This is a genomic window from Streptomonospora alba (genome assembly GCF_000826685.1).
GTDB classification, from domain to species: domain Bacteria; phylum Actinomycetota; class Actinomycetes; order Streptosporangiales; family Streptosporangiaceae; genus Streptomonospora; species Streptomonospora alba.
The window spans coordinates 50010-62598 of record NZ_JROO01000026.1 but is presented as its reverse complement, the minus strand read 5'-3'; the positions used below and the strand labels follow the sequence as shown (position 1 = coordinate 62598).

Sequence of the window (12589 nt, the reverse complement as noted above, 5' to 3'; positions counted from 1 at the left end):
GCCGGGCGCGGGTGAGCGGTCGCTCACCTGTGGGGGCACCTCTGGTCCAGCAGCTCCTCGATGCGTCGCAGACGCTCGTGCAGGGCCGCGACGCCGGCGCCGGTGGCGGGGCGCCGCTCGGGGCGCATCTCCATCGTGGCGCCGGTCTGACCGAAACCCCCGGCCGCCGCGCCGTGTGCGGCCGCCGCCTCGACGACGACCGTGATTTGCCCTGCTCATGGTTTTATCCATGATCATCCGTGCGGTAGCATTCGTACACGAGTTCGATTTCGGCCTGTCTTCCCCGGGCGCGGCACCGACTGCCCAGCTCTGGCCGCGGCAACGGGGGGATCCATGACCGCAGCACTCGCCGCCACCGCGGCGCGCCCGGGAGGCCGCCGCTGATGGCCGACGCCTTCGCCCACCTGCACACCGCCTCCGCGGCGTCGGCGCGCCACGGCACCGCGCCTCCGCAGGCGCTGGCCGAGCGCGCGGCCGAGACGGGCATGGACATGCTCGCGCTGACCGACCGCGACGGCCTCTACGGCGCCGTCAAGCACGTGCGCGCCTGCGAGCGGGCCGGAATCCGGCCTGTGCTGGGCGCCGACCTGGCCGTGGCCGCGCCCGAGGGCGGCCGGGTGGTGGTGCTGGCCCGCGGCCGACGCGGTTGGGCCTCCCTGTGCCGGCTGGTCAGCGCCGCCCACGCCGCCGGGACGCGCGGAGTGCCCGCCGTCTCGCATGCGATGGTGGCCGAGCACGCCGAAGGCCTGGTCGTGCTCGCCGGACCCGAGTCCGACGTCGGGCTGGCGGCGGCCGAGCACCACATGGAACGCGCCCGCCGGTGCCTGCAGCGCTGGCGCGAGTCCGCCGAGACCGCCGTCGAACTGGTCGACCACTACGGGCCCGCCCAGCACCGCCGGGCCACCGCGATGCTGCGGCTGGCCGAGGAGACCCGCACCCTGGCGGTGCTGAGCAACGCCGTGCGCTACCCCGAGCGCTCCGGCGCCGAGGTCGCCCGCGTCCTGGACGAGGCGCGGCGCTGGCTGCCCGGCGGCGGGCCGCCGCCCGAGCCCTGCGGTTCCCAGGCCTACCTGAAGGGCACCGCGGAGATGACCGGTGTCGCCGAACGCATCTGCGGCCCCGACCGCACCGCCGTGCGGCGGCTGCTGGCCCACACCCGCGCCCTGGCCGCCTCCTGCAGCCTGGAGTCCGGCGCCGACCTGGGTATGGACCGCCACCACCTGCCCGGGATCCCCGGCGCCCGCGACCGGCTGTGGCTGGCCTGCCGGGAGGGCATGGCCAGGTCGGGCCTGGAGGGCGACACGCGCGCACGCGCCCGGTTGGCCCGCGAACTGGAGGTCATCGAACGCAAAGGCTTCTCCGCCTACTTCCTCACCGTCGCCGACATCGCCCACCGCATCCGCGAGCACGGCATCCGCTGCTCCATCCGCGGCTCGGGCGCCGGAAGCCTGGTCAACCACCTCATCGGGATCTCGGCGGTGGACCCCTTGGCCCACGGGCTGCTGATGGAGCGTTTTCTGGCCGAGAGCCGCACCGGCCTGCCCGACATCGACCTGGACGTGGAGTCGGCCCGCCGGCTGGACGCCTACCAGGTGATCCTGGACGCCTACCCCGACGCCGCCTGCGTGTCGATGATGGAGACCTACCGCGCGCGCAGCGCCATCCGCGACGTGGGCTCGGTGATGGGTGTGCCGCCCCACGAGATCGACGTGCTGGCCAAGGCTTTTCCGCACATCCGCGCCCGCCAGATCCGCGAGGCCTGCGCCGACCTGCCCGAACTGCGCTCCGGCGGCCTGTCCGACTACCCGGTGGAGACGCTGTTCCGGCTGGCCGAGCGCCTGGACGGACTGCCCCGCCACATCGCCCTGCACCCCTGCGGCATCGTCGTCTCCGACTCCTCGCTGCGTGACCGCGCACCGCTGGAGCCCAGCCGGATCGGCTACGACATGGTCCAGTACGACAAGAACGACGTCGAGGAGATGGGGCTGATCAAGCTCGACGTCATCGGGGTGCGCATGCAGTCGGCCATGACCCACGCGCTGACCGAGGTCGAGCGCACCGAGGGCGAGTGCGTCGACGTGGACGCACTGCCCGCCGACGACGCCGCGACCTATGCGATGATCCGCTCCTCGGCCACGCTGGGCTGCTTCCAGATCGAGTCGCCCGGCCAGCGCGAGCTCGTCAGCCGGCTGCGCCCCGAGGGCATGGACGATCTGATCGCCGACATCTCCCTGTTCCGTCCCGGCCCGGTCAACAGCGACATGATCACCCCCTTCATCGCCGCGCGCGACGGCGAGCGCGCGCCCGAGCCCCCCACTCCGGTGCTCTGGGAGGTGCTGGCCGATACCGGCGGGGTGGTCGTCTTCCACGAGCAGGTCATCGCGGTGCTGCATGCCATGACCGGCTGCGGGCTGGACCAGGCCGAGGCGATGCGCCGGCAGCTGGGCACCGACGCGGGCAAGGAGGAGGTGCGCCGGCGTTTCACGGCCATGGCCGGCGAGTGCGGCCACAGCGAGCGGACGGTCGAGGAGGTCTGGCAGATCCTGTCCTCCTTCGGCGCGTTCGGGTTCTGCAAGGCCCACGCGGCGGCGTTCGCGCTGCCCACTTACCAGTCGGCGTGGCTCAAGCGGCACCATCCGGCGGCCTTCTACGCCGGGGTCCTCACCCACGACCCGGGCATGTACCCCCGCCGCGCCGTCATCGACGACGCCCGCCGCTTCGGCGTTCCGGTGCTGGGCACAGACGTCAACCGCTCCGAGCGCGAATGGAGGGTGGAGCCGGTGCCGCAGCAGGGCGGGCTGGGCATCCGCGCCGCGCTGGCCGACGTCAAAGGCATCACCGACGCCGAGATCGACGCGCTGGTGGCCGGGCGCCCCTACACCTCGCTGAACGACGTCGCCACCCGGGCGCGCCCCTCCCGCGGGGTGCTGGAGGGACTGGTGCGGGTGGGCGCCTTCGACGCGCTCTACGGGATCGGCGAGGACTCCCCGCATACGGGCGGGCTCACCCGGCGCGACCTGATGCTGCGGGTGAGCGCACTGGAGCGTACCGCGCGCCGGCCGCTGGGCGGGGGGCAGCTGCCCATCGCCCTGGAGGCCGCCGCCGAGGATACCTGCGACGAAGGGCTCCCGCCGATGACGCCGGCGGATGCGGTGCAGGCCGAGCTGGAGGTGCTGGGTTATGACGCCTCCCGGCACCTGCTGGACTGCTACGCCGAGCTGACCGCCGCGCTGGAGGCCGTGTGCGGCGCGGTGCGCGCCCGCGACCTGACCGCGGTCCCCGACGGAGCCCAGGTGCTGGTGCTGGGGGTGAAGGTGGCCACCCAGACTCCGGCGGTGCGCTCGGGCCAGCGCATCATCTTCACCACGCTGGACGACGCCACCGGACTGGTGGATCTGACGTTCTTCGAGTCGGTGCAGGAGCGCTGCGCCGCCACCGTCTTCGGGTCCTGGCTGCTGGCGGTGCGCGGGAAGGTGCGCCGGGTCGGCTCGGGCATGGCGACGGTCAACGCCACCCACGCCTATGACTTGGAGGAGCTGGCGCGGGTCTGGCATGAGGGCGGCGAGGACGCCGATACGGCGCTGCGCGAGCGGCTGGGCCGTGCGCCCGCGCGCGTGCCGGTCAGCGGCGTCGGCGGGCGGCGGATCCGCTACGCCAGCGGCTATGAGCTGTCGACCTACGCCGATATCGCACCGGCGGGGGCGGCGGGCGCGCCCCGCAAGCTCTGGCACGCCAGCCCGGGCAGCGCCGGCCGGTGAGCGGCCCGCCGCAGGGAACCGCCCGGGGCCGCCCGGCCTCTGCGGTCGCCGGCGCGGAAAGTCCCCCGAGGGTTCCTCGTGCGTGCTCCGGCCGGAAACCCCGCAACACTAGGGTTCGCAACGGGCCGGAAACCGGTCCGGTCCGCGGCCGACACGCGCGAAGGACGACACCTTGCTCACCCTCGCCCACATCAGCGACCTGCACATCGACGGCGGCGCTCGCGCCCGCGAGCGGGTCGAGCGGGTGGCGGCCTACCTCGACGGGATCGCCGACGCTCTGGACGCTCTGGTGGTCGCCGGCGATCTCACCGAGCACGGCACCGTCGCCCAGTTGGAGGAGGTTCGCGCCCTGCTGGCGGGTCGGCTGCCGGTGATGGTCTGCCCCGGCAACCACGACGTCGTCGACGGGCGGGCGCCCTTCCGGCGGGTGATGCTGGGCGAGACCGGCCCCCAGGAGCGCGGCGAGGCGCCGGTCAACGCGGTCTACCGCCTCGACGGCGGCGCCGTCGTGGTGTGCGACTCCACGGTGCCCGGCGAGGGCGGCGGCCTGCTCTCCGAGGAGACGCTGGCCTGGCTGGAGGACACGCTCGACGGGCTCGGCCGCACCCCGGTGGTGCTGGGATTGCACCACCACCCGGCGCCCCTGCACCTGCCCTCCGTGGACCCCATCGCCTTGCAGGAGCCGGACCGGCTGGCGGCGCTGCTGTCGCGCCATCCGCAGGTGGCCGGCCTGCTGTGCGGGCACGCCCACACCCCGGCGGCCACCTCCTTCGCCCGGCGCCCCCTGCTGGTGGCGCCCGGCACCGTCAGCGTCCTCCCGCTGCCCTGGGAGGACGCCCACCGGGTCACCGAGGCCCAGCCGCCGGCGATGGCCTTCCACATCCTCGACGACCAGGGCCGGATGACCACCCACTACCGGACGGTGCCCCCGCAGGAGGGGTGAGGGGCCCGGCACCGGCGCCGCGCAGCCCTCGGGCCGTCCCCGCAGGACCCCGTTCGGCCGCGCTCGGCGCACCGGCGGGGAGTGCTCACTGCCGGGCGGCGATGCCTGCGTTGACGGCCTCCGGGGACAGGACGCGCTCCAGCACCATGGTCGCGGCGCCGTGCAGGCCCGCTTCCTCGCCGCTGCGGTTGCCCACGACGCGCAGCTGGCGGGTGGCCAGAGGGATGGAGCGCTGGAAGACGACCTCGCGCACCCCGGCCACCAGGTGGTCGTGGGCCCGGCCCAGCAGCCCGCCCAGCACGATCACCTCGGGGTTGAGCAGGTTGACGGCACCGGCGAGCACCTCGCCCAGGCGGCGCCCGGCCTGGCGCACCAGCCGCACGGCGTCGGGGTCGCCCTCGTAGGCCAGCGCGGCCAGTTCGGCCACCCCCGCCACGCGGCGGTCCTGTGCGGCCATGCGCGCCAGCAGCGCCGGCCCGGCCGCCACGGCCTCCAGGCAGTCGGTGTTTCCGCACCGGCAGGGGGTGCCGCCGCCGTCGCGCACCGGAATGTGCCCGATCTCCCCGGCGGCGCCCAGCGAACCGCGCAGCAGTTCGCCGCCGGCGACGACCCCCGCGCCGATACCGGTGGAGACCTTGACGAAGACCAGGTCGCCGACGCCGGGGTGCACGGCGCGGTGCTCGCCCAGAGCCATGGCGTTGACGTCGTTGTCGAGCAGGACGGGGGCGGGGAAGCGCTCGGCCACCAGGGGCGCGATCTCGACGCCGCCCCAGTCGGCCAGCACCGGCGGGGTCTCCGCGCGCCCGGTGGCGAACTCGACGGTTCCGGGTACTCCGATACCGCTGCCGCGCACGTCGCCGGTGCCGCGGCCGCACTCCTCCAGCAGCCGCTGCCAGGTCTCCAGCAGCCAGGGCAGCGCGGCGTGGGGGCCGTGCTCGATCTCGGGCGAGCCGCTGCCGCGGGCGAGCAGGCGCCCGCTCAGGTCGCAGACGGCGGCCTGGCTGTGCGAAACGCCCAGGACGGCCGCGAGGACGACGCCGCCCGCGGCGTTGAACGCCAGGCGGGCGGGCGGGCGTCCGCCGCCGGAGGGCGCGGCGCGGTCCTCGGTGACCAGGTCGTGGCGCAGCAGTTCGGTGACGCGCAGCGCGACCGCGGGGCGGGAGAGTCCTGTGGCGCGGCCGATCTCCGTGCGGGTGGCGGCCTCGCCGCTGCGGATGAGCTCGAGCACGTGCCCGCTGGAGGCGGGGGCGGCGGCCTTGCTACGGGGCATGCCTCATTGAAACATGCTTTCGCACCGGAATCACCGGAAAGGTGGGAACTTATGTAAAAGAATGTTCAGAAGTTAAGCTTGTCTGGAACCCGAAGGGGCGGCTACGTTTCCAGGGACCCTGCTCGGCCGCGGCGCATCCCGCAGCCGCCGATTCCGCCGGCCCACTGCCGCCCGTCCCCTGGAGCGCTGACATGGCCCCTGCAACGGCTCCGCATGTGCCCGGCACCGCGGGCGCCCGGCGGCCGGGCGCCGTGCCCGCCGGCTGCGGCCCGGCGCCACCCGCCGCTCCCTACCCGGCGCGCGGCGCCGGACCCGGCCGGATCCCCTCGCCCAGCCACCGAACGGAGTCCGCATGACCACACCCCATCCCCGCGTATCCGAGGTCACCCGGCGCATCGCCGAACGCAGCGCCCGGACCCGCGCCGCCTACCTGGAGCGGATGCGCGCCGCCGCCGCCGAGGGGCCCGCCCGCTCCGGTCTGGGCTGCACCAACCTCGCCCACGGCTTCGCCGCCTGCGCGCCGGGCGACAAGCTCGCCCTGGGCCACTCGGCCAAGCCCAACATCGCGATCGTGTCGGCCTACAACGACATGCTCTCGGCCCACCAGCCGCTGGCCGACTACCCCGCCCAGCTCAAGGAGGCCGTCGCCGAGGCGGGCGGCGTCGCCCAGTTCGCCGGCGGCGTGCCGGCGATGTGCGACGGCATCACCCAGGGCCGGGCGGGCATGGAGCTGTCGCTGTTCAGCCGCGACGTCATCGCGATGGCCACCGGCGTCGCACTCTCCCACGACATGTTCGACGGCGCGCTGATGCTGGGCGTGTGCGACAAGATCGTTCCGGGACTGCTGATCGGCGCGCTGACCTTCGGCCACCTGCCGGTGGCGTTCGTTCCCGCCGGGCCCATGCCCTCCGGCCTTCCCAACAAGGACAAGGCCGCGGTCCGCCAGCGCTTCACCGAGGGCAAGGCCGACCGCGCCGAGCTGCTGCAGGCCGAGTCGGCCGCCTACCACGCGCCGGGCACCTGCACTTTCTACGGAACCGCCAACTCCAACCAGATGCTGATGGAGGTCATGGGCCTGCACCTGCCCGGCGCCAGCTTCGAGCAGCCGGGAAGCGGGCTGCGCACCGCGCTGACCGCCGAGGCCGGGCGCGCGGTGACGGGCCTGACCGCACTGGGCGAGCGCTACACCCCCGTCAGCGAGGTCGTCGACGAGCGCGCCGTCGTCAACGCGGTGGTGGCGCTGCTGGCCACCGGCGGTTCGACCAACCACACCCTGCACCTCGTCGCGGTGGCCCAGGCCGCCGGGATCGAACTGAGCTGGGACGATTTCGCGGAGCTGTCGGAGGTCGTGCCGCTGCTGACCCGGATGTATCCCAACGGGGCCGCCGACGTGAACCGGTTCCACGACGTCGGCGGGATGCCGTACCTGATCGGCCAGCTGCTGGACAGCGGGCTGCTGCACGAGGACGTCGCCACCGTCGCCGGACCCGGCCTGGCCCGCTACCGCCGCCGGCCCGTGCTCGGCGACGACGGCCTCACCTGGGGCGAGGAGCCCCGGGAGAGCGCCGACACCACCGTGCTGCGCAGCGCCGAGGAGCCCTTCAGCGCCGACGGCGGGCTGCGCATGGTCCGCGGCAATCTGGGCCGGGCGGTCATCAAGGTCTCGGCGGTGGAGCCCGAGAACCGCGTCGTCGAGGCGCCCGCGCGCGTCTTCGACAGCCAGGCCGGCCTGCAGGAGGCCTTCGCCGCCGGCGAGCTGGACGGCGACGTGGTGGCGGTCGTGCGCTTCCAGGGCCCGCGTGCCAACGGCATGCCCGAGCTGCACAAGCTCACCCCCACGCTCGGGGTGCTGCAGGACCGCGGCCACAAGGTCGCGCTGGTCACCGACGGCCGCATGTCCGGTGCTTCGGGCAAGGTGCCGGCCGCCATCCACGTCTCCCCCGAGGCGGCGGCCGGCGGCCCGCTGGCGCGGGTGCGCGACGGGGACCTCGTCCGTGTGGACGCCGCGGCGGGCGCGCTGGAGGTGCTGGGCGCCGAGGACCTGGGTGAGCGTCCGGCCGCCGAGCCGACCGTGGACTCCTCCGCCGGCACCGGCCGCGAGCTCTTCGCCGCCTTCCGCGCCTCCGTGGGTCCGGCCGAGCGCGGCGCCGGCGTGTTCGGGGCGCTGCGGTGAGCCGCCCCCAGCCGCCGTCCAAGCAGCGCCCCTGGCTGGTCGCCGACATCGGCGGCACCAACGCCCGGTTCGGGCTGGTCGAGGAGCCCGGCACCCGCCCGGAGCGGGTGCGCCGCCTGGAGGGGGCCGAGCACGCCGACCTCGCCGCGGCTGCCACGGCCTACCTGGAGCAGGTCGGTGCGACCGCCGAACCGGGCGCCGCGTGCGTGGCGGTGGCCGGCCCGGTCGGCGGCGACCGGGTCCGGCTGACCAACTCCCACTGGGACTTCTCGGCCGCGGCCACCCGCGGCCGGCTGGGGCTGGACCACCTGGAGGTCGTCAACGACTTCGCGGCGCTGGCCCTGTCGCTGCCGCGGCTGGGCGGCGCTGACCTGGTGTCGCTGGGCGGCCCCGATACCGTCCCCGAGGGCCCCATGGCCGTGCTGGGCCCGGGCACCGGGCTGGGCGTGGCCGGGCTGGTGCCGGCCGAGGGCGCCGGCTGGGTGCCGGTGCCCGGCGAGGGCGGCCACGTCGACGTGCCCGCGGTGGACGAGCGCGAGTGGGAGATCGTGCGCCTGCTGCGCGCCCGGCAGGGCGCGGTCACCGCCGAGTGCTTGCTGTGCGGCCCCGGGCTGGGCCGGCTGCACGGCGCGCTGGCCGAGGTGCGCGGCGTCGCGGCGCCCGAGCGCACCGCCGCCGAGATCTGCGCCGAGGCGACCGAGGACCGGTTGTGCGCCGAGGCGCTGGACGTGTTCTGCTGCCTGTTGGGCGGCTTCGCCGGAAACGCGGCCCTGAGCCTGGGCGCGACGGGAGGCGTGTTCCTGGGCGGGGGCATCCTGCCGCGTATCATCCCCGTGGTGCGCTCCAGCGGCTTCCGGCGCCGCTTCGAGGACAAGCACCGGATGAACGACTATCTGCACGGCATCGCCACGATGCTGATCGTGGCGCAGGACCCGGCGCTGCTGGGCGCGGCGGCCCGGCTGGACCAGCGCCTCGAAACCGTACAAGGAGACGTGCATGAACCCGCGCAGCAGTGAGGACCTGTTCGACCTCGCCCCCGTGGTGCCGGTGGTGGTCCTCTCCGACGCCGCGGACGCGGTGCCGATGGCCCGCGCGCTGGTGGCCGGCGGGCTGCCTGCGGTGGAGGTGACGCTGCGCACCGAGGCTGCACTCGGCGCGATCGAGCGCATCGCAGCCGAGGTGCCCGACGCCGTGGTCGGCGCGGGCACGGTGACTACGCCCGAGCAGGCCGAAAGGGCCGCCGCCGCCGGCGCCGGATTCCTGGTCTCCCCCGGCTGCACCGCCGGGTTGTACGAGGCGATGGCCGCCACCGGGCTGCCGACGCTTCCGGGGGTGTCCACGGCCTCGGAGGCGATGGCGCTGCTGGAGCGCGGAGCCACGGCGCTGAAGTTCTTCCCCGCCGAGGCGGCGGGCGGACGCGCCTACCTCACGTCGCTGGCGGGCCCGCTGCCGCAGGTGCGCTTCTGCCCCACCGGCGGCGTCACCGCGGCGTCGGCGCCCGACTACCTGGCGCTGCCCAACGTGGGCTGCGTCGGCGGCACCTGGCTGACTCCGGCCGATGCACTGGCCGCCGGGGACTGGGAACGCGTGGGCCAACTGGCGAGCGAGGCCGCCGCGCTGGCCCCGGCGCGCTAGCTCCGGCTTCCGCCGGTGCCGGGGGCGGTTCGCCGCCCCCGGCACCGGGCGGGCGCTCAGGCGGCCACGACGCGGGTGCCCGCGGCGCGGTCGAGCAGCGACCTGCCTGCCCTCGTGTCGGAGGTGACCATGATCCCGCTGACGATGTGACCGAGCATGCAGGGCAGCAGGAGCAGGCCGAAGACGGCGGCGCGCCCGGCCGCGCGGCCGGTGGACAGCGGACGGCCGGTGTCGGCGGCGACCACCCGGATGCCGGCGATCCGCTTGCCCGGGGTCTGGCCGCGCCGCGCCACGGGCAGCCAGTGGTAGCAGAACAGCGCTGCCAGGGAGAGGACGGCGGCCGAGGTCGCGCCGATGTTCAGCGACACCTGGTTGTCGGGCAGCCCCAGCAGGGTCACGGCCGCATAGGTGAGCATCATCACCAGCATGGAACCCGCGTAGAGGATCAGCACCGACAGCGGAAGGTCGACGACGGCGGCGACCAGCCGCCGCGCCGGGTCGGCCGAGGGCCGCTGCGGCGCCTGTGCGCCGTAGTGCGCTCCCGGCGGGGCCTGCCACGGCTCGGCGGGGCCGTACCCGGGCCGGGGCGGCTCCTGCCGCGACCGCCCGCCGGTGCCGTCGAACGATCCGGGGTCGTGGGGGTGGGTCATCGCCGTCCTCGGTGTGGTCGGGTGCGAACCGACGGTATTCTGCCATTCCCGGCGCCTGGAGCCCCCGCGCGCCCTACCCGCCGCTGAGCGGGACGGCGGCCTTGAGCAGCATCTCGGCGTACTCCTCCTCGGGAACCGAGTCGAGCACGACGGCCCCGCCCGCGCCCACGGCCAGATCCGGCCCCTGCCGCACGGCCGTGCGGATGACGATGCTCAGGTCCGCGGTGCCCTGGTGGGAGAGGTAGCCCAGGGCTCCGGAGTACACGCCGCGCGCCGAGTTCTCCAGCCGGTCGATGATCTCCATCGTGCGCAGCTTGGGCGCGCCGGTCATCGACCCGCCGGGAAAGCAGGTCCGCACCGCGTCGACGGGGTGCACATCCGGACGCAGGCGCCCGCGCACGGTGGAGACGAGCTGGTGCACGGTGCTGTAGGACTCGGTGTACATGAACCGCGGCACCTCGACGGTGCCGACCTCGCAGACCCGGCCCAGGTCGTTGCGCAGCAGATCCACGATCATCAGGTTCTCGGCGCGGGTCTTGGCTCCGGTACGCAGCTCACGGGCGCGGCGGGCGTCGGTACCGGGGTCGGCGCTGCGCGGCGCGGTGCCCTTGATGGGACGGCTCTCGGCGACCGCGTCGGCGCCGATGCGCAGGAACCGCTCGGGCGACGCGCTGTGCACCGTCGTCTCCCCCAGCCGCAGCAGCGCGGCGTAGGGGGCCGGGGCGGAGCGGCGCAGGCGGCGGTAGAAGTCGAGGTCGTCGGTCGGTGCCGGGGCCCGCAGCCGGTTGGTCAGGCAGATCTCATAGCTCTCGCCGTGCTCCAGCTGCCGCAGGCACTCCTTGACGTCGGTGAGGTATCCCTCGCGGCTGCGCTCCAGCAGCGTCTCCAGGTCCGCCTCGCCGTCCGCCGTCACCGGCCCGGGCGGCGGGGCCGGCGCCGCGCCGAGCGCGGACAGGGCGCGTGCCGTCTGCTCGGCCCAGTCCGCGGCTCCGGGGCCGCGGCCGACGAGGTAGGTGCGGTCGCGTTCGTGGTCGACGGCGAGCAGGCGGTCGCAGCGCAGCCAGACGGCGTCGGGCGCCGGCGAGCGGTGGACGGCCGCGCCGCCGCAGTCGGCCTTGAGTTCGTAGCCGAAGTAGCCGACGTAGCCGCCCGTGAAGTCGAACGGCAGCCCTCCGGGCGGCGGCACGGGCCGTTCGGGGGCGCGCCGGCGCAGGGCGTCGAAGATCGTGCCGGGCTCGCGGCGGCTCGGCCCGGTGGCGGGGGCGACCGTGACGGCGCCTTCGCCGACGCGGTAGGACAGCACCTCGCCGTCGGGGCCCTGGGCGTCGCCGAGGAACGAGAAGCGGGCGGGTCCGCCGGTGCGGCTGCTGTCGAGCCAGAAGGCGTGGGGACTGCGGGCGTAGAGCCGAGTGAAGGCGGCTTCGGTGTCGACCGCGTGGCCGAGGACCCGAACGTGGGGCGGCGAGGGCGGCATCGCCGCAGCGGCGCCGCTGCGCGGGGCGGAGGAGGCGGCCGGTGCGCCCTCGCCCGTGCTCGCCGCCGTGCGAGTGCCGGCGCCGGGACCGGTCTCGCGAGCCAGGCGCAGGAAGTTGGCGATCAGGTCGCCGCCGTGCTCGCCGGCGACCGACTCGGGGTGGAACTGCACGCCCCACCGCGGCAGGCGGCGGTGCTCGACGGCCATGACGACGCCGTCCTCGGCGAAGGCGGTGGCGGCCAGCTCCGGCGGCAGCGGAGTGCGCGCCGCCAGCGAGTGGTAGCGCACGGCGGTGAAGTCCTGTGCCAGGCCGGTGAAGAGCCCGGCTCCGTCGTGGCGGATGCGGCTGAGACGGCCGTGGCGGGCGGCCGGGGCCGCGGCGACCTCTCCCCCGGCCAGCTGGACCAGCGCCTGGTGGCCCAGGCACACGCCCAGCACGGGCACGGCGGGCGCACGGGTCAGCGCCGCGCCGAGGAGCCCGAGGTCGCGGCGGCGGGCCGGATGGCCGGGGCCGGGTGAGACGACCACGGCGGCGTATCCCTCCAGCACCGGCGGCGTGTCCTCGCCCAGGCGGGGATCGTCGTTGGTCCACACGTCGGGCTCGGCGCCCGCGGCGCGCGCGATCAGGTGGAAGAGGTTGTAGGTGTAGGAGTCGTGGTTGTCCACGAGCAGTACCCGCATGCGGC

Annotated in this window: 8 protein-coding genes; 5 read left to right on the top strand and 3 right to left on the bottom strand. The window is 75.2% G+C overall.

The window, feature by feature from the left end; genetic code table 11:
• Positions 1–383 precede the first annotated feature (383 nt).
• The gene (locus tag LP52_RS13340) at positions 384–3758 is read left to right on the top strand and encodes a DNA polymerase III subunit alpha (protein WP_193789987.1); all 3375 of its coding nucleotides are present in this window, start codon (positions 384–386) and stop codon (positions 3756–3758) included.
• Between the two features lie 172 nt (positions 3759–3930).
• The gene (locus LP52_RS13335) at positions 3931–4701 is read left to right on the top strand and encodes a metallophosphoesterase (RefSeq protein ID WP_040273748.1); all 771 of its coding nucleotides are present in this window, start codon (positions 3931–3933) and stop codon (positions 4699–4701) included.
• An 85-nt stretch (positions 4702–4786) separates the two neighbouring features.
• On the opposite strand, the gene LP52_RS13330 is transcribed toward LP52_RS13335, so the two are convergent.
• The gene (locus LP52_RS13330) at positions 4787–5971 is read right to left on the bottom strand and encodes an ROK family transcriptional regulator (protein WP_040273747.1); all 1185 of its coding nucleotides are present in this window, start codon (positions 5969–5971) and stop codon (positions 4787–4789) included.
• A 352-nt stretch (positions 5972–6323) separates the two neighbouring features.
• Between LP52_RS13330 and edd the strand changes: the two genes are divergently transcribed.
• The 3 genes from edd to eda are packed head-to-tail and all read left to right on the top strand — an operon-like array spanning position 6324 to position 9779.
• Positions 6324–8144 (top strand): phosphogluconate dehydratase, encoded by a 1821-nt coding sequence (gene edd, locus LP52_RS13325; RefSeq protein WP_040273745.1) that lies wholly within the window; start codon positions 6324–6326, stop codon positions 8142–8144.
• Positions 8141–9160 carry a glucokinase gene (gene glk / locus LP52_RS13320; RefSeq protein ID WP_040273743.1) on the top strand — a complete coding sequence of 340 codons (1020 nt, stop codon included), beginning with the start codon at positions 8141–8143 and terminating at the stop codon, positions 9158–9160. Before edd ends, glk begins: the two co-directional genes overlap by 4 nt.
• Positions 9141–9779, top strand: coding sequence for a bifunctional 4-hydroxy-2-oxoglutarate aldolase/2-dehydro-3-deoxy-phosphogluconate aldolase (eda, locus tag LP52_RS13315; RefSeq protein ID WP_040273742.1), 639 nt, complete (start codon positions 9141–9143; stop codon positions 9777–9779). The genes glk and eda overlap by 20 nt, the downstream gene beginning before the upstream one ends.
• A gap of 56 nt (positions 9780–9835) precedes the next feature.
• Here the strand turns inward: eda and LP52_RS25775 are convergent, their stop codons facing one another.
• Positions 9836–10429, bottom strand: a complete 594-nt coding sequence (locus LP52_RS25775; RefSeq protein ID WP_052809803.1) for an RDD family protein — start codon at positions 10427–10429, stop codon at positions 9836–9838.
• A gap of 73 nt (positions 10430–10502) precedes the next feature.
• A complete protein-coding gene (gene pabB, locus LP52_RS13305) occupies positions 10503–12584 on the bottom strand; it encodes an aminodeoxychorismate synthase component I (protein WP_040273740.1) in 2082 nt (693 codons plus the stop codon).
• Between the last annotated feature and the right edge of the window lie 5 nt (positions 12585–12589).